Source organism: Sunxiuqinia sp. A32 (assembly GCF_052690465.1).
The window spans coordinates 127,974-152,623 of record NZ_JBQYLI010000001.1 but is presented as its reverse complement, the minus strand read 5'-3'; the positions used below and the strand labels follow the sequence as shown (position 1 = coordinate 152,623).

Genomic DNA, 24,650 nt, shown 5'->3' with positions numbered 1-24,650 from the left:
TAATACCATTTCTAACACAAAGGTATTAGTAAGTTTAACACTCAAATACAAACTTATGAAAAAAAAACAATTCTTTCCGCGAAAGCGGTGGTGGAATTTTTCACCCAAACTTGTGTTGTGTATGAAACTAACAGTCTTTTTATTTTTGATTGGAATTTTTGCTGCATCAGGGAAATCATTTTCGCAGCAGACAAGGTTTGATCTTGATTATGTTGATGTTACGATTAAAGATGTTTTTAATCAAATTAAATCTCAAAGTGATGTCCAATTCTTCTACAGCAATGATGATTTTGATGTCAACCGAAAGGTAAATCTTAAAGTTTTAGATGCAAGTATCGAAGATGTACTCGATAGGATACTTGACTCATCAAATGTGAAATATAAAATCGTAGACAATGTCGTTATCATATCCAAGGCAGATGTAACTTGGTCGTTTGATAAGACACAGCAACAAAAGAGTCTATCCGGGATAGTTACCGATACCTCCGGCGCTCCTTTACCGGGAGTTACTGTCGTTATCAAAGGTACAACCAACGGTGCAATTACTGATATGGATGGTAATTATAATCTGGGACAAGTACCCGTTGATGCCACGGTCATTTTTTCATTTATCGGAATGAGAACTCAGGAAATACCAGTTAACGGTCAGTCAAAAATCAGCGTTACGATGGAGGAAGAGACTGTAGGTATTGAAGAGGTGGTTGCTATTGGTTATGGTACCATGAAAAAAAGTGACTTAACTGGTTCTGTAGCGCAGGTAAAAGGAGATCAATTGCAATCACGTACAGCTGAAACTGTAGCTCAAGCGTTACAGGGTAAAGCAGCAGGTGTTGTGGTTATGAATTCATCAGGTGCACCAGGAGCTGGTTCTTCCATTCGTGTGCGCGGTTTTAGTTCAAACTCTACTTCTGCATCTGAACCGTTGTATATCGTCGATGGTTTAAAAGTGTCGAATATTGATTACCTGGATCCGAACTTGATTTCATCACTTGAGATTCTAAAGGATGCTGCATCAGCTGCTATTTATGGTGCTGAGGCCGGTAACGGTGTTATTCTTATCACTACCAAACAAGGAAGTAAACAAGATGGAAAAATATTCTATAACCTGAACTATGGTGTAACTTCGGTAGCGCATGGTGCAGATTATATGAATGCAGAGGAATATGTTGCTTATCAGAATGCATCCGGGTACGAAACACTGATGTCTCAGTGGGACGGTGTTACCGATACTGACTGGTTAAGTGAATTATATAAAACAGGTACCTTCCAACGACATACAGTCGGTTTTGAAGGAGGAAATGAAAAAGGTTCGGTTTATACGTCAATTTCCTACTTGAACAACGATGGTATGTATGTAAGTGATCGCGATTATATGAAACGTTTAACGTTCCAGGTTAATGCGTCTTACAAGGTCAAAGAGTGGTTAGAGATCTCAACAAATAATTCAATAGAAAAATCGGACTATCAAGCTGAGAGTGGTTCACCTTACCACCAGGATCCTTTAAGTCCTATTTCTTACCCTGCAGACAATTTACCAGAGTATATGCAGTCACTGATTACTGCCTGGGGTATTGATATGTTTATGAAAGATAGCCAGGGAAATTTGTATTCTATCCCTCGTTACACAACCGATTCTGTAAATCCATTTACTACGCTTTACAGGAACGAGGATAAAACTCAGAAATTCAACATTCGAGGTGTTGCATCTGCAAACTTAACACCAATTAAGGATCTTGTGTTTACATCACGATTTGGGTACCGTATTGGTTCAGAAGATTTCGGTTATTATGGTGTTCCTTACTATGCCGCAGTTGGAAAACAACTTAAGATAGATTTGAATTCAAAAACAACTGTAAGGCATTTTTACAACTGGGAAAACTTTGCCAATTACATGAAGTCAATCGGCAAACACAATTTATCATTGATGGCTGGTATGTCGTATCAAGAGTCTTATGCGAATTTTACCGAAGGCAGAACAGATGAATTGTCCAATGAGGCTTATAATTTCCGATATCTTGATTATTCAACAACTGGTGCAACCGATGCAATTGGCGGTATCGTTAGTGAAAATTCAAGTATCAGTTACTTCGGACGTTTCAATTATTCATATGACAATCGATATAATTTGCAGGTTAATTTCCGTGCTGATGCATTCGATTCATCTAAATTATCCACCACTTCACGTTGGGGTTATTTTCCTTCAGTATCATTAGGATGGACTCCTACCAACGAAGCATTTATGCAGGGTATTAATAAGGAAGTTTTGTCATCCTTAAAAATACGGACTTCGTACGGTACCAATGGTAACGTTAATGTATTGAGCGGTTATGCTTATGCAGCGACAATGAGTTCTGGTGATTTATACCCTATCAATGGCAACCTTATCACTTCTTTGAGACCTTCAGATGTACTGGCAAATCCAGCTCTACAATGGGAAAAATCAAAACAGGTTGATGTTGGCATAGACGCAGCAATGCTTAAAAACCGTTTGACTGTTGCAATTGACTATTACGATAAAAACACAACTGGTTTGTTAGTTGAAGCTACTCCAACTTTAGCAACAGGAGCAACTAAGGTTTTCAAAAATGTTGGTAAGATTAACAATCATGGTTTTGAATTTGAATTAGGATGGAAAGACAAAATCGGTGATTTTTCATATGGCATTAATGCAAACCTTGCAACTCTTAAAAATGAAGTGGTTGATTTAGGTGGTGTAGCACGTATTGGTGGTTCTCAAATTCAAGGTGCTTATATAACTTATTTTGACGAAGGACAATCTATCTGGAGTTATTATGGTTGGGACTATTTAGGTGTTGCTGATGATGGAAGTGCTATTTACCGCGATGTAAATGATGACAAACTGATTACTGAAGCTGATAAATCATATTTTGGAAGCGCGATACCTGACTTCACTTACGGTATTACTCTAACAGCAGAATACAAGAACTTTGATTTAACAATTTTTGGTAACGGAACAAACGGTGGTCAACAGTATTTGACATCAAGCCGTCCTCACTGGAACCGCTTGTCAACATACTGGAATGACAGTTATGCTGTAAAAGGAGCAGATGCAAAATGGCCTTATCCTGATCTTGGAGATACTAACATGCTACATTCTTCGATGTTCTTGTTTAACTCCTCTTATTTTAAAATCAAACAACTTCAACTGGGCTATACAGTTCCTGAAATCCTAACTAAGAAATTTGCTATCGCAAACTTCAGAGCGTATGTATCTCTTGAAAATTATTGGACTATAACTAAGTATCCTGGAATGGATCCGGAAACAATTAGTTCAAATAATTCAATGGGGCTTGATGGTGGTGCTTTCCCAGTGCCAAAGACCTTGTCATTTGGCTGTAATATTACGTTCTAACCCTTAAAATTGAATGATTATGAAAAAATATATAATTATATTATTTACAGGTTTGATAATCTTTTCTTGTTCGGAAAGTTACCTTGACATTCCACAGAAAGGTGTAATGGATCTTGAAACGACCTATGCTAATGCTGACGATGAGCAAGCAGAACAGTTAATTGCAAATGTATATGCATACTTTAAATTAATGATTGGTGATTGGGGTGCTGATTATTTTATTGGAATGAGTACCAAAGGTGGAGATTTTTGGAGTGGTGGATCTGATTCAGGTGATGGTCCTCAATATCAGGCTATGATGATGATGACTGATGACTCATCCAATAAAATGTATAAAGAGATGTATTCCAAGTTCTACCAGATTATTTATAAAAGTAATGCGATCGTTGAGAAGCTTCCAGCAGATACTCCACTAAAACAGCGAGTAATTGCAGAGGCTAGAGCTTGTCGTGCCTGGGCGATGATGTACCTTGTTCAGTTATGGGGCACTCCTCCCTTAGTAAGTCACACTCTTAATGGCTCTGCAGAATATCCATACGAGCCTATGAACACGTCAAAAGAAGAAAGTTGGGCATGGGTAATGAACGAATACGAAGAAGCTGCCAAAGGTCTTCCTTCTAAAAGTGGATTAGGTGGTCAACAAGCCATTGGTGGGCGCTTTACAGCTGAAGCCTGTTACGGTTTCATGGGAAAAGGTTATGCATGGCAAGGAGATTGGGATAATGCCAAGAAATACCTGGCTATGGTAATTAACTCAGGAAAGTATGCTTTGTGGAATGGAACCACAACTCTTGGAACCTATGGACCTAATGTTGCCGACTCCAAAGCAATTGCACTTGCTGAAGGAAAAAATTGGATTGACGGAAGTGATGAGTATGAATATTCAACACTGTTCAGGGCAGCAGCTGACTTCTGTGATGAAAACCTGCTAGAAACGGATGTTGATGGCGATGCCACAACAGTAACCAATACGGAACCTTGGTGGTTCTATGCTTATACAGGTTGGCGTAATGATGAAGTATATCTACCCGGCAACTCTGTTAATGGTGCTAGTTGGGGCTTCCTGAATCCAACTGGAAACTTTGGTCAGGCTTTTTGCAAACACGATGGAAATGGAATCAGAAGACGAGGTTCAATGGCTACTTATGACGAAGTTTACTATGACTTCCCATATTCAGATAGCGCTGTAAGAGGTATCATGTCGGGTAAAAGATTGTATGGTAACCAGGGATTCTTCCGCCTGAAATTTTACAACTGGGCTGATGATATTGATCAAGACCGTTGGGCTGCCGGAAATAAAACAGAAGGTAATCACACTAATTTCAAGTGGTTGAGATATGCAGATATTCTTTTGCTTTATGCAGAGGCTGTACAACAATCGTCTGAAGGAACTGCTAACATCACTGGGTTACAGGCATTGAATATGGTGCGTGATAGAGCCGGTTTAGATCCAGCTCCTTCATTATCAGCAGACGATTCTAATTATGGAATCAAAGCTGAAAGACGTTTTGAGCTTTGTGCTGAAGGTTGTGACCGTTACATTGACCTCGTTCGTTGGGGAGATTACAAATCAACATGGACAGACCCAACCGAGACCGGAGTAGGTCCTGACTGGGGTAAACGTCATCCATGGCTTGGTGGATTCATTGATCCTGACAAAGGAAGAGGAACTGATCCTGCAGATGTAAGCAATTACAACGTCACCTATGATGTAATCCCATCGCAAGGTAGTTGGAATGATAAATTCCTAGTATTCCCATTCCCATACGATGAGATGACCAACAACAGGAATCTTGTCCAAAACACGGGATGGTAGAAGTTGTTCTTTGAATTTCAATAGATAAATGATAATAATTCCTCAGGTAGGTTGTCACTCAATACATTGTTCGCTCAGAGTGCACACCTGCCAGAGGTTTTACAAATAGCCAACATCATTTTTCATACTGACGATTTGCGCCTTTCCCTGACAATAAATAGCTGACCAATTAAATTCAAATAAAAATGAAGCAGTAAAGACCATCATGAGAAATTAAGCCTAACTAACGAATAACCAACCAACTATAATTCATGCGAAATATAACTCTACTCCTCCTATTTGTTTTGGCAACATCTTTAGCTTTTGCCCAAACAAAGTCTATTCAAAAATCTCCGCCTCTTACTCTTTCTACCCCTGAAAGCGTTGGAATGAGTTCTGAACGTTTGAAAAGGATTGATACCCTGCTCGAAAATGCAATTGAATCCGATGAAATTCCCGGAGCTGTTTCTCTAATAGCAAGAAATGGCAAGATAGTTTACTTCAAAGCATTCGGAAAAGCCGAAAATAAAACACAAAGAAATTTTGAAACAGACGATATTTTTAGAATTGCGTCACAATCAAAAGCAATTACTTCCACCGCAGTTATGATGCTGTGGGAGGAGGGTCTTTTTAATCTTGACGATCCAATATCAAAATACATCCCCGAATTTAAAAATCCCAAAGTTTTGGATACATTTAATGAAACGGACTCTTCATATACATACAAACCTGCTGACAAAGAAATTACCATTCGTCATTTATTAACCCATACTTCCGGAATTGGATATGGATTTATCGATGACGAACGATTTCAAAAAATATACAAGAAAGCTGGAATCATCGAAGCATTTACTACCGAACCGGTTTTAATCAAGGACAATATCAAAAAACTGTCAAAATTACCTCTACATCATAATCCGGGTGAAAAATATACCTATAGCATGGGACTGGATGTTCTGGGGTATTTCATCGAGGTAATATCCGGAATACCATTCGACAAGTTTTTAACCGAGAGAATATTCAAACCTCTTGGAATGAATGATACGTATTTCTATCTGCCCGTAAATAAAAGCAATCGCCTGGTTCCCGTTCAAACGCAAAAAGACGGTGATTGGGTAAAATACACAACGGATCATTACGATATAGATTACCCGATTAATGGCGCTAAAATGTTATTCTCAGGAGGCGGTGGACTATCGAGTACAGCAAAAGATTATGCAACATTCTTGCAAATGTATTTAAACGAAGGAGAATTGAATGGAATTCGCCTGCTAAGCAGAACTACAGTCAATTTGATTAAAAGTGCCCAGGTAGTCAATTTTCTGGATTTCTGGGGCATTAACTACGGTTTAGCCTTTGGAATAGTTAGTGACAAAGGAATGAAAATGGGATACAAAGGAAGCGAAGGAACTATTGAATGGAGCGGATATTTCAACACTCAATATTTTGCTGATCCAAATGAGCATCTCATTGGGATTTTAATGAAACAAACACTGAATATTAAAAATGATAGCACAAGCAAGAAATTCCGACACCTTGTAGAACAGGCAATTGACGATTAGCGTATAAAAATTAACGAACCAGTTTTACACGAATATTTCTCAGCTAATGTACTGGTTAATACGCAAAATGAATGGTAACTTTAGAATAAGCTAAGCAATTCTCAATGAAAAACTTAGAGATGTGATGGAATAATTTTTTATAAAAAACATTCAACAAATGAATTTTAAAGAACTCTTTCTCTTCATATTTTCTTGTGTACTTTCTGAATTGTCACAGGCTAAACAGACAATACCTGCCTTAAAAAAAGGTGAACGAGCTCTATTTATTGGAAACACTATCACTTATGGCGGCCATTACAAATCATCTATATGGTTATACCGCTTGGATTCAATTGTCAAAACGATTTACGAAATAAACCGACCAATGACTCATAGATTCACCCTGGTAAAGATTCATTAACGATTTCAACTTTAAAAAAATGAAAAAACCTAAGCTGTATCAAAAAATTCTTTTGCTTTTTATTCTTCTAGTTGGGGGAACAACATTACATGCTCAAAAAACATGGTTTGTTGATGGCTATCATGGAGGTGTTTACGGACATTACCCCGAGTGGCAGGCTCGTTTCATGGTAGATAAGCTTACCGATATTCCTGATTGGAAAATCTGCCTTGAAATTGAACCGGAAACCTGGGATACTGTAAGTGTTAGTGATGCTGAAAACTTCAAAGCACTTCAAGAATATTATGCGAATACTGGAAGATTTGGAAGAATTGAATTTGTCAATCCGACCTGGGCTCAACCCTATTGTTACAATATTTCCGGAGAAAGTATTATCCGCCAGTTCGGTTATGGGATAGCAAAAATTATAGAATACTTTCCTGATGCAACATTTACAACTTACTCAGTTGAGGAACCTTGCTTTACCAGCAGCCTACCAATAATTTTGAAAAACTTTGGATACAAATATGCGGTTTTAAGAAATCCGAATACCTGCTGGGGAGGATATACAAGTGCATTTGGAAAAGATCTTGTTAATTGGATTGGCCCTGACGGTACTTCGATGCCTGCTGTGCCAAGATATGCATGTGAGGGATTATCAACAATCAATTGCTATGCAACAAATTCAAATGCAAACTCCGAAGAATTTATTGCCGCCAGTTTTGATGATGGAGTTAAATATCCTGTTGGTATGACTTTTCAGGATGCTGGTTGGAGACACGGACCATGGCTGGGAAATGCGGTTAAAGAATATTACAAGCCTTCGATTTTCGCTACGTGGACTGAATACATCGAAATGGTTAAAGATAAAGTGGAACACACCGACTGGGCTTTTTCTTTAGAAGATGTTAAACCCGGCTTGGTTTGGGGTTCACAAGTTCTGCAAAAGCTTGCACAAGAAGTACGAGTAAGTGAGAACAGAATGATAATGGCAGAAAAAATGGCTTCGTTAAATTACTTGTATACAGGTGAAAATTGGCCAGCTCAAGACTTTGCCGAAGCATGGAGAACTTTGATGCTCGCGCAACACCACGATTGCTGGATTGTACCTTACAACGGAAGACCCGGGCATACATGGGCTAACAATGTAACTCGATGGACAAACTCTTCAAACCAGATTGCCGATGAAAAAATTGACAAGCTGTTTTCATCAAATGGAAATTCAAACAACAAATTTATCCGGGTTTTCAATACCTTAGGCTCAATTAGAACTGACTGGGTTGCAATTTCTCTACCTGAGAACCTAAAAGGTAAAGATTTAAGCGTTCTAAACAAGCTTGGCAAGGAGCTTCCATCCCAATTGTCAACGGATGCCAATGGAAATTCCATCTTTCAATTTGAAGCCACTGTTCCAGGAATGGGATATGCTACATTTCTTCTGAAAAAAGGTAAAAACATCAAATCAAGTGCAAATAAGCTTTCAGATAGAATAATAAAAGTTGAAACTGATTTCTATGTTGCAAAAATTGATCCTTCAAAAGGTGGAACAATAACCAGCCTAATTGATAAAAAACACGGGAACAAACAGTTGGTGGAAGAAGGAAAATATTTAAACGATCTTCGTGGATATTTTTACCAGGAAAAACAATTTCACCAGGGATCTGATTCCAACGCAAAAATCTCGATCATTGAAGACGGTGAGCTTTTTACCCAAATAAAGGTTGAAAATGAAATTGCCGGACAGCCTTACTATCAGTTAATCACTTTTGCAAAAAACAGTCCTCGAATAGATTTTGAACTTCACATTGATTGGGATGGACAACCTGGTATTGGAGCATACGACCAAAGCAAAAACTACAAAGCCGAGGTACGTGCTAAAGCTTTCTACAACGATAATTACAAACTGCTCCTGCAATTTCCTTTAAAAGGGATGACTGATAAACTTTACAAGAATGGTCCATTTGATGTATGCGAAAGCCAATTGGAGAACACCCTCTATTCAAGTTGGGACAGCATTAAGCACAATGTGATTTTAAACTGGGTGGATGTTGAAAATGTAAGCGACAACTATGGTGTTGCACTTCTGGCAGATCATACAACAAGTTATCTTCAAACTGAAGATCTTCCATTGGGTTTAACTGTGCAATATGTTGGTAGAGCGCTATGGGGAAGGAATTATCGAATTCATGGACCAACGCACATGAGATACGCCCTGATTCCTCATGCGAATAATTGGGAAGAAGCCGAAATAGAATCAGAAAGTAGCAAGTGGAATGAGCCATTAATTGGACAAATTATTACCTCCTCCAATGAACCTGCTCAGCGATCTTTGTTAGATGTTGAAGACAAAAATTTGCATGTTTCGGCAACAACTGTTGATGGCAAAGATTTACTTGTTCGCTTTTACAACACTTCATCTGATAATAAGAAACAAAAAGTCACCTTGAATTGCAATGCTGATAAAATTGAACTCGTTGACCTAAACGGAAAAGTTATTGACTCAATTCAAGCTAAAAAAGAGGGAAATGGGAAATTGGTTACCACCCTATCAATGCCACAATTCGGATTTCAAACCTTAAGACTGGTAAATGCAAAACTATCAAACAATTAAACCCAATTTCAATATGAAAACGATCTTTTTAGCATTCACCTTACTCTTGTTTATTGGATCATCCTTTAAAAGTTGGTCACAAAGCGCTGAACTTTTGGAGGCTTACCAAGCCAACAATTTCATCAGTGAAAAAGGTGATACACTTCCTTATCGAATTCTCTACCCGGAAGGATATGCAGCTAATAATAAAGAGAAGTATCCTTTGATCCTGTTTTTGCACGGTGTTGGGGAACGTGGCAGTGATAATGCCAAACAGCTTGTACACATTGGCTCGTTCTTTACAAAGCCTGATGTCCGAAAAAATTATCCTGCAATTGTGGTTTTTCCACAATGCCCTGAGAGTAGCATGTGGGCTGATTACCGAAGAATTCTAAAACAGGAGGATAAAGACCCTCCCACGGCTGCTATGAGCTTATTGCTTGGTCTTCACAAACAACTAACGAAAAATTCGAAAGTGGATAAATCCCGCCAATATTTGATGGGGCTTTCTATGGGTGGATTTGGCACCTACGACATGCTATCCAGGTTACCTAAAACATTTGCTGCAGCAGTGCCTATTTGTGGAGGAGGTTATACGCAAGATGTTCCTAAATATGCATCATTTACTGCCATGTGGATTGCACACGGAGCCAGTGACAATGTGGTTCCCGTGGAGAATTCTCGGCGAATGGTTGAAGCACTAAGAAAACTTAAAGCAGATGTTCGCTACACGGAATTTCCGGGAGTCGGACATAATTCATGGGACGCTACTTTTAAAATACCAGAGCTAATGCCTTGGGTTTTTGAAAAAACTAAATAATCACAACCACTATTATTAAACCAACTAAACCGACAAATCATGAAAAAACTTAATTGTTTAACGGTACTTCTTGTGCTTTTACTTTCAGTTTCAGCATCTGCACAAACTGGAGGTAAAGTCTATGATAATCTTTCAGTTGAAAGTAAAATCTTAAAGATGGAACGAAAATATGCCATCTATCTTCCAGCAGATTATGAATATTCAGAAAGAAGCTATCCTGTTTTATATTTATTGCATGGAGGTGGGGATGATCAAACAGGTTGGGTGCAATTTGGAGAAGTAAAGCACATTGCTGACAAAGCTATTGCTGATGGAAAATCAACATCCATGATAATCGTGATGCCCGATGCAAATACGGGCCAACGAGGATATTTTAACAGCCCCAAAGGAGATTGGAATTATGAAGATTTCTTCTTTAAGGAGCTTATGCCACACGTTGAGAAAAACTACCGAATCAAAGGAGAAAAAAGATACCGGGCTGTTGCCGGTCTGTCAATGGGTGGTGGCGGAACTTTAATGTATGCCATGCATCACCCTGAATTGTTTTCAGCAGCCTGTCCTATCAGTGCAGGAACAGGGCCAATCTCGGAGGAAGATGCAGCCAAAAGATGGAAGAAACAATATCCCGGTATATCAGATTCTGAATTGAAAAAATATTACAAGACCCACAGTGCACTGGAGCTGGTAATAAATATGCCTGAAGAACAGAAAGGTGCTGTGCGCTGGTATATTGATTGCGGAGATGGTGATTTTACATACGAAGGAAATAGTTTGCTTCATATTGCCATGCATAAAAATGAAATCAAACATGAATTCCGTATTCGTGATGGTATCCACAACTGGGCATATTGGCGAAGCGCTTTACCTGAAATCCTGGATTTTGTATCACAGGGATTCCATCAATTTTAACAATTAAGCATTGATTAAAACAACGATACTCGATAGGACAGAATGTCCATAAAGGCAAATAATCTCAACAATTAGGAATAACACATCAGCATGAAAAAGAATCTGATTTTAATACTTCTAATATTTTGCTCAATTGTAAGTGTAAATGCAAAAGTTAAGTTACCGGCATTGGTTGGCGACAATATGGTTCTGCAACAAAATACCGATGTAAAAATCTGGGGATGGAGTGAACCAAAAGCGACAATTGAAATCGCACCATCATGGTGTGATGCTGTTAAAGTTAAAGCTGACAAAGAAGGTAACTGGAGTGCTATAGTAAAAACTCCGGCCGCATCTTTTGATGTTCAAACCATGACAATCAGTGATGGAGAAGCAGTTACTCTGAACAATATCTTGATAGGTGAAGTCTGGATCTGTTCAGGACAGTCAAACATGGATATTCCTGTACAAGGAGGGCGAGATTGTCCAATTGAACACTCACAGGAAATCATTGTGGAAAGCGCTCAATATCCCAATATAAGGCTATTCTTTGTGAAGATTGATGCAGCATTGGAAAAGAAATCAGATGTTACAGGAAACTGGAAATCCGCATCACCTTCTGTTGTGAAAAAATTTAGTGCGATTAGCTATTTGTATGGCCTTAATCTCCACAAGGCGCTGAATATTCCGATCGGAATTATCAATAGTAGTTGTGGTGGTACCTGGATAGAAGCCTGGTTTCCTGCAGAACTGCAAAAAGACTTTGAAGATTTCGATCCGGAATCAGTTGGTCGAAAAGAAATGAGTGGTTTCAACACTCTCGAAGTTCAGTACAATGCGATGATCTATCCACTGCATAACTACGCTATAAAAGGTTTCTGCTGGTACCAGGGTGAATCTAATGTTGGCCGAGGTAGCAGTAGTAGCAATTACGCTGACAAGATGGTTGCCATGATAAATAATTGGCGCAACATATGGGGTGGAGATAAAAAACCATTCTACTATGTTGAGATTGTTCCCTATGAGTATGGTGAAAACGATATCAATGGGGCATTACTTCGCGAGCAGCAGGCAAAAGTAATGTCCATGATCGATAATGTCGGAATGGTCTGCACCAACGATCTTATTTACGATTATGAAACCAGCAATATTCACCCCTCGCAAAAAGTTCCGGTTGCAAAACGATTGGCTTATTGGGCACTTAGCAAAGACTATGGCTATGGAGATGCGATCAAACCCATCGGCCCAACATTCAAATCAATGGAAGTTAACAATGGAGTCGTTAAAGTCTCTTTTGACGGAGGCGACTATGGTTTTGTTATTAAAGGAGAAATTCCGGGATTTGAACTTGCCGGAGCCGATAAAGTATTCCATCCGGCCAAAGCTGTTCGCATGCGACCCGATGCCACCGTGTTGTACTTGTCAACGTACGATGTTGCCAGGCCAATTGCTGTTCGTTACAATTTCAAAAACTGTAGTCCCGGAAAACTTTGGGATGCCTTTGGACAACCGGTAGTCCCCTTTAGAAGTGATGATTTTTAACCTAAACCAATAAAATAAAAAAGTAAATTATGAAAAGATATTTAACGCTGTTAGTAACACTATTTTTTGTGGGATATTCATACGCACAACAAGATCTTGTGCAATATGTAAACACCTTGCAAGGCTCACATAATACTTCTGATTTTTCACATGGCCGTTGCTCCCCTTTAGTTGGACTTCCTCAGGGTGCGAATTTTTGGTCGCCAAATGGATTTTCTATAATCAATAAAACAGTAAGAGGTGCAGGTGGTGGCGGATTCTCTTTGACTCCATTAGTGAGCAGAGCAGATTTGCAAGAAGGGAATTTCTCATCCGGATTTGATCCTGACCAGGTAGTAGGTAGTCCTCATTATTTCAAGGTAGCTACAGAAAACGGGGTAACTACAGAAATGACAACCACAGAGCGTTGTGGCTATTTCAAATTTACTTTTCCTCGGTCAAAAGAAGCATTCCTTTTATATGGAGGCGGCGGGAAAACCGATATTTGTATCAATCCTGAAAAACAACGAATAACAGGTTTTGTAACTAATCAATCGTGGCATTCACAGGCTCGTTATAAAACTTATTTTATTATGCAATTCAACCAACCATTTGTTGCATATGGGACCACACAAAATCAATCGAAAGTGATTTTGGATCAAAAGCAAATGGATAGTGGAAACGGGGTTGGAGCTTACCTAAAATTTAAAAATGGTGCGAGTGTTGAAGTTGTAACTTCTATATCTAAAATTAGCGCTGAGCAAGCACAAGTTACGCTCGATCGTGAAGTTGGAAGTAAACGTTTCAATGAAATAAAAGAGCAGTCTTATACTGTCTGGAATGATTTACTGAATAAAATCTTGGTTGAAGGTGGAACCGAAGAGCAACGAAAAACCTTCTATTCATGCATGTTCCGTGCAAATCTTCGTCCGGGGAAAGAATATGAAGTAGATAAAGAAGGCAATCCTCATTATTTCTACGGGGGCAAAATATATGATGGGAAATATCACTCAAATCCTATTTTGTGGGATGCCTACCGTTCGCTATTTGCTCTGCAAAACATTATCAATACAGAAGGAGAAAAAGAATATGTGCAATCTTTGATGAAGACAAAAGAGCTCAGCGGTTGGTGGCCAAGTGGCCATGTGATGATTGGCAACCATGCAATTTCAGTATTGGCTGACGCGTGGGCAAAAGGAATTCGCACATTTGATCCTGAAACAGCGCTGAAATATTATTACCACGAAATTACTCATTCGGTTCTCGATTCAATAAACAACAGTGCCTACAACATTGATCATGAAAGAGGATATGGAAGAATGGGCTTCGAAAATTATTTTTCACAGGGCTACATTCCATACCCACAAAATACAAACCGGGTCATGGAAACTACCTCCAAAACTATTGAGTACAATTATGACGATTTCTGTGCCTATAAACTGGCTCAAATGACGGGCAACAAATATTATGAAGATCTGTTCGCCAAGCACATTTTCAACTATAAAAATGTGTTCGATCCATCTGATGATTTCTTTAAAGGAAGGGATGTTGAAGGTAATTTTGATATAGATTTCAATCCTTACGAATGGGGTGGAGCTTTTGTTGAAGGTAATGGATGGCAATGGCGCTTTGCAGTTCAGCAGGATGCTCAGGGAATGATGGATCTGATGGGCGGTGAGAAAGAATTCATCGAGAACCTTGATGAGCTGTTCTCTGTTCGCTCTGATTCTGTTTTGCATGGAGGTTATGGTTATTGGATCCACGAGATCAATGAAGCGGTTGCCGGAGGTCAGGGACAATATGCTCAGGGAAATGAGCCTTGCTTCCACAACATCTATCTATACAACCATGCTGGCCAACCTTGGAAAGGTCAAAAGCTTCTTCGTGAGTCGTTGACAAAACTATACAATTCAGGCCCCAAAGGATTTCCTGGTGATGAAGATGGAGGTGCAATGTCATCGTGGTATGTATTCAGTGCAATGGGATTCTATACGGTAACTCCGGGAGTCGCTCAGTATTCATTAGGTAGTCCTCTGTTTAATAAAATCACGATAACCCTGGAGAGCGGTAAGAAATTTACCATTGTTGCAGATGATAACAGTGCGGATAATGTGTATATCAAATCAGCGACTTTGAACGGCAATTCCTACTCTAAAAACTGGATTACTCACGATGATATTATGAATGGTGGAGAACTTCATTTTGAAATGAGCAGTAAGCCAAACAAACAACGTGGAACTGGCGACCAAGACAAGCCTTACTCGTTAAGCAAGCACAATTAAACCAACCAGAATGAAACGATACATACTATTAATCGCAATAATATTTTCAATTAGCTATTTACGTGCTCAAGAGCAGGATCTTGTGCAATATGTAAATACATTGCAAGGATCTCACAATACTTTTGAGTTTTCTCATGGTCGTTGTTCTCCGATGGTAGGTATTCCTATGGGAATGAATTTTTGGGCACCGGAAGGATATCCATATAATTTAGATACCATCTATGGTTTTGGAAGCAGGGGTGGTTTTTCATTTGTCCCAATGGTTGGCAAATTGACCACTAATGGCAAACGATATGGTGCTGCTTTCAATCCCAATAAAGTAATTGCCAAACCGCATTATTACAAGGTTACATTTGAGGATGGCATTTCAACAGAGATAACCTCGACCGATCGGTGCGGCTATTTCAAATTGGAATATCCTCGTAGCAATCAGTCCTTTTTGGTGATAAAAGGAAATGCAAGCAACCTTAAAATTGATTCTGAAAAACGAACAATTACCAGTAATGGACGCAACTATTTTGTTGCTCAATTTGATCAGCCATTTGTAACATCCGGGAATATAGTTGGCAATCAGGGCAGTGGCGTTTATGTAGAATTTAAGAAAGGTGCCAAAGTACAGTTTAAAGTATCAACTTCTCGCATTAGTCTGGAGCAGGCACAAATTACGTTTGACAGAGAAATTGGGCCATTCAGCTTTAACGAGGTCAAAGATGCCTCTTTTAAAAAATGGAATGAATTATTAAATATGATTGTGGTTGAAGGCGGAACGTTGGAACAGAAAAAAACGTTTTATTCATGCTTGTTCCGGGCAAATACGCGTCCCTCAAAATTGTATGAAATAGATCGGGATGGAAACCCACATTTCTACTATAATGGTAAAGTGCATGAGGGGAAATACCACTCCCACCCTACTTTCTGGGATAATTTCAGATCTCAACTTCCATTGCAAAACATAATCAATACGGAAGGACAGAAAGAGTATTTGAAATCGCTTGAAATGTCCAAACCTCTCACTGGTTGGCTTCCAAATGGAATGATCGGAAACCATGCAATTTCTGTCTTTGCAGATGCTTGGGCAAAAGGAATTCGCACTTTCAATCCTGATAGTGCTTTAAGCTATTATTATCACGAAGTAACTCATTCCAGACTTGATGAATCCAATGGATATTTTATCGAACATCAAAGGGTGTCGGCCGATTTGGACACACTGACTATTTCGCCATGGGATTCATTCCATATCCTAAAAATTCAACCAAGGTAACAGAAAGCACTTCAAGAACACTGGAATATACCTATGATGATTTTTGTGCCTATAAACTGGCGCAAATGACCGGGAATAAATTCTATGAAGATCTGTTTGAAAAGCACATGTACAATTACAAAAATGTGTTTGATCCTTCCGATCATTTTATGAAAGCGCGCCATGCGGATGGAAGTTGGGATAAAAATTTCAATCCATATGAATGGGGTGGCGCATTTGTAGAAGGAAATCCGTGGCAATGGAAATGGACCGCTCAACATGACCCTCAAGGATTAATTGATTTAATCGGTGGAGATGAAGAGTTTATAAAAGAACTTGATGAGCTTTTCGAAGTGCCATCGGATTCTGCTCCTCCGGGAGGTTATGGTTTTAAAATCCATGAAATTGCGGAGGTTGAAGCAGGTGGACAAGGACAATATCAAGGTGGAAATGAGCCTTGTTTCCATGTACCTTATTTGTATGACTATGCGGGACAACCCTGGAAATGCCAAAAGCTTATTCGCGAAACTTTGACAAAGCTTTTTAACTCTGGACCTGACGGATTCCCCGGTGATGAAGATGGTGGATCAATGTCATCATGGTATGTTCTCAGCGCCATGGGATTTCATAGTGTTACGCCCGGAGTGGCTCAATACGCTTTGGGTACTCCTTTATTTGATAAAATCACTCTTACGCTGGAAAACGGAAACAAATTCATCATCGTTGCAGATGGCAATAGCGCAGATAACATGTACATCGATTCAGCAACACTCAATGGAAAAGCTTACTCAAAAAGCTGGATAAGCCATGATGATATAATGAATGGTGGCAAACTTCTTTTCAAAATGAGTGCTCAGCCCAATACGCAAAGGGGAATTGAGAAAGAAGATAGACCCTATTCTGTAAGTGTAAACAAATAGAAAAATAAAAATAACCAACACTAATAAATAAACTAATAACTATGAATAACAAGTCATTGTTCCTATCTCTAAGTCTTCTTTTGACAATTGTTTTTTCCTCTTGTCAGGTCAAAACAGAACAAACAAAATCGATTTATGAAGAACCAACTTCTGAAGTTCCAGCGTCACGCCTGTATCCAACGATTAAGGTACCAACAAAATCCCTTATTGTTGTCGATTTAAAAGATGACAAAGTTGAAGGACAAGTAGCAGCATGTGCATTGCAGGGTATTGTAAACCGCACCAGTGAGGAAAAAATATATGTGAAGAATACCATCTGTAATGATAACCATGGAGGCTGGTATCAGAATGATGCCAAAAGGTCTCCGCAAGCCCAAATGGGTGATCTGTGGTTGAAAGAAATATTCAGCGATATTCCACAAAAAGATCTCTCAATTAATTCTTCAGAGGTAAATCCGGGCTTTATGGCTTTGGTGGAACATGCTCTTTCGTATATCAAAGGGATTATTATTTGGGATCCAAAGCTCGAAGAAGCAACGATTGAGGCTGCAACAACTATTGCTGCCCAAACTGATGGGATTATCGTCTCGCCGGATATGGCAAAACAGTTAGAAAAATACAACTTCAAGGTAATTGAAGATTTACGTGGAAAATTCAGTTCTAACATGGATTGTCTGGATTGGTTGGTAGCCAACTATTTTGAAGGAGCAAACAAGCAGGTTGCTTTTACCTGGTCGCATATGACCACTGACCCAAAAGACACTTGGGGCGGTGCGAATAAAGACTATGTAGTTGCAAATAAATTGTTTACTTATTTTCTGGACATTCAAATCCCGGAAGAGTGTCATTATTACGAAACTGTAGTGAAGAAATACCCGGCAGGAACACCTATTATGGGGTGGACTGATGAACTGAAAGCAGATAAATTATTTGCTGATTACGGTTACATAATGGTTCCCTATATTTCCGTGGAAAACCTGACGGTGATGTCATCTTTCCCTTCAGTGAAAGGGAAAAAAGGAACTCCTAAAGCCTATCCGGTTGAGGATAATGCCGTTTATATTACACTGCATATTTCAGACGGAGACAACCTGTTGCATACAATGGTTTATGAGGCATATACGATTATGCATACGAAAGATTTAGATGCAATTCCAACCACCTGGGTGATTAACCCGGCCATTGTAGACCTTGCTCCACGTGTGTTTGAGTGGTACGAGAAAAAAATGCAAATGCATGAATTAGCAGGTATGATGGGAGATGGTTCTCCAATCCCGGAACGATTTGCAGGCTTTTCTTTCTATTGCGACTGGACCAAACATTACATGGATAAAGCAGGATTACTTACAATGAAACAAATGATTGGTGGCGAACCTGTTGCATGGAGAGTAAAACCATATTGCATCAATGGTGGATACGCGGGAACTGATTGGCGAGGCATTGGTCGCTATGAATACCACATGGATGATGAGACTTTCCACATCGGAACGACCCACAGTAGCGATCGATTCCTGAATCATGCACTTGATAATGCACCAGAGGGCGAGCCTCTATTCTTATCTGTATTTATTGGTGGAGCACATCACGATGCTCCTAAAATGATGAAAGAGTTGGCTGAAAATGTTAAAGCCCGCAATGATGGGAAAAAGTATTATTTCGTCCGCAGTATGGACTTAGCAGCAACTTATCGTGCATATAAAGGACTACCAATTGAATAACTAAAAAAAAAAATTGTTTTAAAATAGGGTATTTGGATGTTCATGTATTATCTAATTAAGAAAGCATTATGAAGAATATCTCAGAGATATTACAAATAATCCTTGGGAAGCTAGATAAATTGGAAATGGACAAAATATACCGAGAATCGGAAATGAATTTACTGAGTGTTTATAGTTCTGCCGGCAGTTTATTGTTGAAATACTGCCGGTAGATTTCCTAATTGAAAATTCGCTTATAAACGAAATAAAAACAACCTTCCAATACCTAAACTAAACCAAATGAAGAATCGAATATTACCATTGTTATTCTGGGGACTCGTAGCAATATTCCTGTTTAATTCCTGTGCAAGTAAATCAGTACAAAAAGCAACAGAAGAAAGCAGTCAGATGGAATACGACTGGATGATAGGTCCATTTGTAAAAAGACTAGATATTAATCCTTGTTTGAAACCTGACAAGAATGCGAAGTTCTTTGATCCAATCAGGAAAAAAGAAGTGCATTGGCAAAATGTAAATGCCTATAACCCTGCAGCAATTGTTAAGGATGGTAAAGTATATTTGCTTTTCCGTGCTGAAGATGATCTTGGGAAGTACAATGGCACATCACGTATCGGCCTTGCAATTAGTGAGGATGGCTATAATTTCGTTTGTGAACCCGAGCCTGTTATCTACCCGGACAATGATGAATTCAAATCCGTTGAATGGGAAGGTGGTTGTGAGGACCCTAGGGTTATCGAGTCAAGGGAAGGCAAGTATTACATTTATTATACAAGTTACGAAGGAACAACTGCCCTTCTGTGTTGTGCGGTAAGTGATGACCTGAAACAATGGAAAAAATACGGACCGATTTTCCGGAAAGCACTCAATGGAAAATATGCCAATTTGTGGTCAAAGTCAGGCGCTGTTGTTTGTAAACAGGAAGGCGAACATTTTTATCCGGTAAAAATCAGGGAGAAATACTGGATGTACTGGGGTGAAAGTAACATTTATGCCGCTACCTCAGACGATTTGATCAATTGGGAACCTGTTGAATACTTGGCAGACGGCACAGATTTAAATCGCAGTCGGAGAATTGTTGATGACCAAATTCCTGAAAACGCGACTGATGATCAGAAAGTGTTGATGCCGGTTATTACTCCCAGAACAGATGATTATGACGGATACCTTTGCGAGCCGGGCCCACAGGCGCTTTTAACCGATGATGGAATTGTACTTATTTATAACGGAAAGGGAGATAATCCTGATCGCGACGGTATTTTTTATGCAGGCGGACAGCTTCTTTTAGATCCCCAGAATCCAATTCATGTCATCATGCGCACTACGAAGCCTTTCATCTGGCCTACCGAGAGCTATGATATTTGGCGTTGGTCTCCCAATAAGAAATCAGGCAATTGCTTCCTGGAAAATCTGGTGTATTTCAAAGGAAAATACATCATGTACTATGGAGCTGCAGATCATGAGGTAGCTGTAGCAGAAGTACAGTAGCATAAATGACAATTTGAGGACGCCTGAATTTTCATGGATAAAATGTCCCTCAATTATTAACCTCACATAGATTTAAGTATTGCCCTACAAAAAATTATAACACTGTTTTAAATGGATATAGCAAAAAGATTTAGTCAGAACCCGTTATTGAGTCCGAATGATCTGGCTCCTGGGATTGAAGGGATGGAGATCACATGTTTACTTAATCCCGGAGTTTTTCAATTCAATAATAAAACCTGGTTGTTACTGCGTGTGGCAGAACGGCCAGCCCAACAGGAAAATGTGATCAGTTTTCCTGTTTATAATAAAGAAGGCAAAATAGAAGTTGTTTCGTTTCCTGAAAATGACCCTGAACTGGATGCTTCCGATCCCAGGGTAATTGGTTACAAAGGAAAAGACTACCTCACAACCATGTCTTATTTGAGGCTTGTATCAAGTGTTGACGGGATAAATTTTCAAGAAGATCTGGAGTTTCCGCCAATTTTTGGACAAGGAGAATTAGAATCATTTGGGATTGAAGATTGTCGGGTTGCAACGACTGAAGATGGATTCTACCTAACATTCACAGAGGTTTCATCAGTGGCCGTTGGAGTGGGATTGATGAAAACCCGCGACTGGAAGCATTTTGAAAGGCATGGTATGATTTTTCCTCCGCACAATAAAGATTGTGCTCTTTTCGAAGAAAAAATCAACGATAAATATTACGCATTGCATCGCCCAAGCAGCCCGGAGCTGGGAGGAAATTATATTTGGGTAGCCGAATCTCCTGATCGTTTACATTGGGGAAATCATCAATGTATTGCCACTACACGAGATGGAATGTGGGACTCAGCCAGAGTTGGTGCAGGAGCCTCTCCAATTAAAACAAAAGAAGGCTGGCTGGAAATCTATCACGGTGCTAATTCCGAAAATCGTTATTGCCTCGGTGCTCTTCTTCTTGATTTAGAAAATCCTTCAAAGGTAATTGCCCGAAGCAATGACCCGATTATGGAGCCAATTGCAGACTATGAAAAGACAGGTTTCTTCGGAAATGTTGTTTTCACCAATGGCCATTTAGTTGATGGAGACAAGGTAACCATCTATTACGGAGCAAGTGATGAAGTGATTTGTGGGGCTGAATTTTCCATTCAGGAAATATTGAATTCCCTCAAATAAATTTTAGGTGCTATGAATAAGTTGAGAAAAGAGTATGCTTTTTTTAAACAGCAGGAAAAAAACATGCGGGTTTTGTTGATGACCAACATGCTTTATGCGCTAATCCTTCCTGTTGTGGAAATATTTGTCGGAGCTTATGTAATGCGGTATACCAGTGATCCTGTTTCTGTCGCATTTTACCAGCTCTTTATGTACGTTGGAGTGGTTACTACTTCACTGGTCAATGGTTTTTTGTTGAGATACATCCATGTGAAGTCCCTTTATGCGGGGGGCATATTAGTGAGTGGTCTGTCTATGTTTGCGATGATGCTGGTAAAATCATTGGGGATAGTTGAGCTTGGGGTAACTGGTTTTGCGCTTGGTGCAGCTTCCGGTTTTTTCTGGACAAACAGGTACCTGCTAACTTTAAACAATACAACAGATGATAATCGCAACTACTTTTTTGGGCTAGAATCTTTCTTCTTTTCAATCGCATCCATTTCTGTACCTCTGGTTATTGGAGCTTTCATTAGTCAAATGGATGGAAAAGAAATTATGGGCTTTGTTATAGATATCACCCAAGCCTATCAAATGGTAACTATTGGAGTGATTGTTTTAACAATTGTTGCTGTATTGGTACTGTGGAGGGGTAAGTTTAAGAACCCTGTAAAAAAGGATTTCATCTATTTCCGCTTTACGTCCCTTTGGAAAAAATTACTACTTCTTTCATCATTAAAAGGAATGGTGCAAGGTTTTTTGGTTACAGCTCCGGCAATTCTTGTATTGAAATTGGTGGGTGATGAAGGAGCACTTGGCCTAATACAGGGGATTAGCGGAGCAATAACAGCTATCTTGGTTTATGTGCTGGGACGAATTGCGAAACCTGGTGATCGATTAAAAATTTTTGTAGCAGGTCTGCTGGTATTTTTCCTGGGAACACTGTTCAATGGTGTCCTGTTTTCAGCCACTGGAGTGGTTCTTTTTATTCTTTGTAAGGTGATTTTTCAGCCCTTGTTTGATTTAGCCTATTACCCAATTATGTTGCAGACAATCGACGCTGTGGTAAAGATTGAAAAGCGCAATGAATACACTTACATTTTGAGCCACGAAGTTGGTTTGTTCCTTGGCAGGGCATTTGGACTTGTCCTGTTTATAGCACTTGCCTATGGTTTGTCTCAGGATTTTGCATTGAAATATGCATTGGTCATCGTTGCAGGTCTACAACTATTGTCGTATCCATTGGCAAAAAATATTACTAAACAGACTGAATCGGTGAATAAGGAAGAGGGAATAGGGTCTGCACATGAAACGCTGGTTTTGGAAAAGGTTGATGATTCAGATCAAAAAGAAATGGTTTCCGAAGTTGTGTAATTCACTTTGGATTGGCAACTTTTATTCAGAGACTTAAACGATAAAATTATTAACCAAAAATAACATTAATGAAAAAAACATTCATAACCGGGATTATTCTTGCGCTGAGCTTATTCTCCTTTGCACAAGATTTATCATTTAGCGATGTGTTAAAAGATCACATGGTTGTTCAGCAGAATAAGCCATTTAAAGTGTGGGGAACTGCCTCTCCTGGAACTCAGGTGGAAATTAACGCCGATTGGATTGCAGCTCCTGTAGTTACAACGACTGATGCTAATGGAAATTTTATTGGTATTGTTCCTGTTCCAAAAGCTAAGGCGGGAGATTATTCCAAACACTGGATTAGTATTGCAGACAGTGAACAGGAACTGAAATTACAGGATGTATTAATTGGTGATGTTTGGTTTTGCAGCGGGCAGTCCAATATGCAATTCGGGATGGATGAAGTAATAAATTCAGAGGAAGAACTTAAAAAAGCCAATTATCCCAATATTAGATTGTTTTATGCCGGTTTGAATTTTAACAATGAACCCATTAATACGATTCGCGGAGAATGGAAAGTCTGTAATCCAAAATCAGCCTATAAATTCTCTGCAGTAGCTTTTTACTTCGGGAAAGAGATTCATGAAACGCTGGATATTCCTGTGGGAATAATCTTTACCGGAATCGGAGCTTCTTCTGCACAAGCTTATGTGTCTAGGGAAGTTTTAGCCTCTGATCCATTGTTGGATGAAACTTACCTGCAGCCTTATCTTCAATCAAAACGATCAAAGGAAAAGATTGATGGTGGTTTCTCATTTGAGAAAGTAATGAGACCTTACTTGTTGTACAATGCCATTATACACCCTTTTGTAAATCTGTCCATTAGTGGTGTTGCCTGGTACCAGGGCGAAGCTAATCGACATGAACGCGATAAATATACCCACTTAATGTATAAGATGATTGGAAGCTGGAGGGATGCTTTTGGGCAAGGTAATTTCCCTTTTTACTACGTACAGGTCGCTCCATTCTTTTACGATATTGAAGATCCTCTAATGGCTGACTATGCCTTTTTTAGGGAAGCTCAGGAGAAAATTTCATTGTTGGGAAATACTGAAATGGTGACAACAATGGATGTAGGAGAAGCAAAAGATCTTCATCCGAAAAATAAGAAACCAATAGGAAGTAGATTAGCAAAAACGGCACTAAACAGGCACTACGGATATCTGGATGTGAATTATCAAGGGCCAATCTTACATTCTGTTGACTTCGAAAAGAAGTATGCGATGGTAAATTATGTTCCGTCGTCAGTCGTAAGTGGGTTAAGAACAAATGATGGAGCTGCACCAAAGTTTTTTCAAATAGCCGGTGAAGATCAGATCTTTCATACGGCAGAGGCTGAGATTGTTGGCAACCAGGTAAAAGTTTGGTCTAAGAAGGTTAAGAATCTGGTGGCTGTTAGGTATGCATTTACAAACTACCCGGTTACAAATCTTGAAAATGGAGATGGGATTGCCGCTGTTGCATTCAGAACTGACCATTGGAAAGAGCCAATAATTGAGAAAAAATAATGAGGTTATTGACTAACAACTA

15 protein-coding genes are annotated in these 24,650 nt (G+C 39.3%); all 15 read left to right on the top strand.

The window, feature by feature from the left end; translation table 11 throughout:
* The first annotated feature begins 55 nt into the window (after positions 1 to 55).
* The 15 genes from ACUNWD_RS00480 (at position 56) to ACUNWD_RS00410 (ending at position 24,628) form a co-directional block, all read left to right on the top strand.
* Positions 56 to 3,373 carry a TonB-dependent receptor gene (locus ACUNWD_RS00480; RefSeq protein ID WP_445585793.1) on the top strand — a complete coding sequence of 1,106 codons (3,318 nt, stop codon included), beginning with the start codon at positions 56 to 58 and terminating at the stop codon, positions 3,371 to 3,373.
* Between the two features lie 19 nt (positions 3,374 to 3,392).
* Positions 3,393 to 5,189 (top strand): RagB/SusD family nutrient uptake outer membrane protein, encoded by a 1,797-nt coding sequence (locus tag ACUNWD_RS00475; RefSeq protein ID WP_445585792.1) that lies wholly within the window; start codon positions 3,393 to 3,395, stop codon positions 5,187 to 5,189.
* 251 nt (positions 5,190 to 5,440) lie between these two features.
* Positions 5,441 to 6,730, top strand: a complete 1,290-nt coding sequence (locus ACUNWD_RS00470) for a serine hydrolase domain-containing protein (RefSeq protein WP_445585791.1) — start codon at positions 5,441 to 5,443, stop codon at positions 6,728 to 6,730.
* Between the two features lie 419 nt (positions 6,731 to 7,149).
* Entirely contained in the window at positions 7,150 to 9,720 is a 2,571-nt protein-coding gene (locus ACUNWD_RS00465; RefSeq protein ID WP_445585790.1) for a glycoside hydrolase family 38 C-terminal domain-containing protein, read from the top strand.
* 13 nt (positions 9,721 to 9,733) lie between these two features.
* Entirely contained in the window at positions 9,734 to 10,519 is a 786-nt protein-coding gene (locus ACUNWD_RS00460; RefSeq protein ID WP_445585789.1) for a carboxylesterase family protein, read from the top strand.
* 39 nt (positions 10,520 to 10,558) lie between these two features.
* A complete protein-coding gene (locus ACUNWD_RS00455) occupies positions 10,559 to 11,428 on the top strand; it encodes an alpha/beta hydrolase (protein WP_445585788.1) in 870 nt (289 codons plus the stop codon).
* A gap of 90 nt (positions 11,429 to 11,518) precedes the next feature.
* Positions 11,519 to 12,949 (top strand): sialate O-acetylesterase, encoded by a 1,431-nt coding sequence (locus tag ACUNWD_RS00450; RefSeq protein ID WP_445585787.1) that lies wholly within the window; start codon positions 11,519 to 11,521, stop codon positions 12,947 to 12,949.
* A 29-nt stretch (positions 12,950 to 12,978) separates the two neighbouring features.
* Positions 12,979 to 15,210, top strand: coding sequence for a GH92 family glycosyl hydrolase (locus ACUNWD_RS00445; RefSeq protein WP_445585786.1), 2,232 nt, complete (start codon positions 12,979 to 12,981; stop codon positions 15,208 to 15,210).
* A gap of 10 nt (positions 15,211 to 15,220) precedes the next feature.
* Positions 15,221 to 16,471, top strand: coding sequence for a glycoside hydrolase domain-containing protein (locus tag ACUNWD_RS00440; RefSeq protein ID WP_445585785.1), 1,251 nt, complete (start codon positions 15,221 to 15,223; stop codon positions 16,469 to 16,471).
* Complete coding sequence (locus ACUNWD_RS00435; protein ID WP_445585784.1) at positions 16,432 to 17,370, top strand: GH92 family glycosyl hydrolase; 939 nt, start codon at positions 16,432 to 16,434, stop codon at positions 17,368 to 17,370. The genes ACUNWD_RS00440 and ACUNWD_RS00435 overlap by 40 nt, the downstream gene beginning before the upstream one ends.
* 41 nt (positions 17,371 to 17,411) lie before the next feature.
* Positions 17,412 to 19,088 (top strand): hypothetical protein, encoded by a 1,677-nt coding sequence (locus ACUNWD_RS00430; protein WP_445585783.1) that lies wholly within the window; start codon positions 17,412 to 17,414, stop codon positions 19,086 to 19,088.
* A gap of 279 nt (positions 19,089 to 19,367) precedes the next feature.
* Positions 19,368 to 20,573, top strand: coding sequence for a glycoside hydrolase family 130 protein (locus ACUNWD_RS00425; RefSeq protein ID WP_445585782.1), 1,206 nt, complete (start codon positions 19,368 to 19,370; stop codon positions 20,571 to 20,573).
* A gap of 111 nt (positions 20,574 to 20,684) precedes the next feature.
* Entirely contained in the window at positions 20,685 to 21,728 is a 1,044-nt protein-coding gene (locus tag ACUNWD_RS00420) for a glycoside hydrolase family 130 protein (protein WP_445585781.1), read from the top strand.
* Between the two features lie 12 nt (positions 21,729 to 21,740).
* Entirely contained in the window at positions 21,741 to 23,078 is a 1,338-nt protein-coding gene (locus tag ACUNWD_RS00415; protein ID WP_445585780.1) for an MFS transporter, read from the top strand.
* Positions 23,079 to 23,146: 68 nt separating this feature from the next.
* Positions 23,147 to 24,628 (top strand): sialate O-acetylesterase, encoded by a 1,482-nt coding sequence (locus tag ACUNWD_RS00410; protein WP_445585779.1) that lies wholly within the window; start codon positions 23,147 to 23,149, stop codon positions 24,626 to 24,628.
* Positions 24,629 to 24,650: the final 22 nt, after the last annotated feature.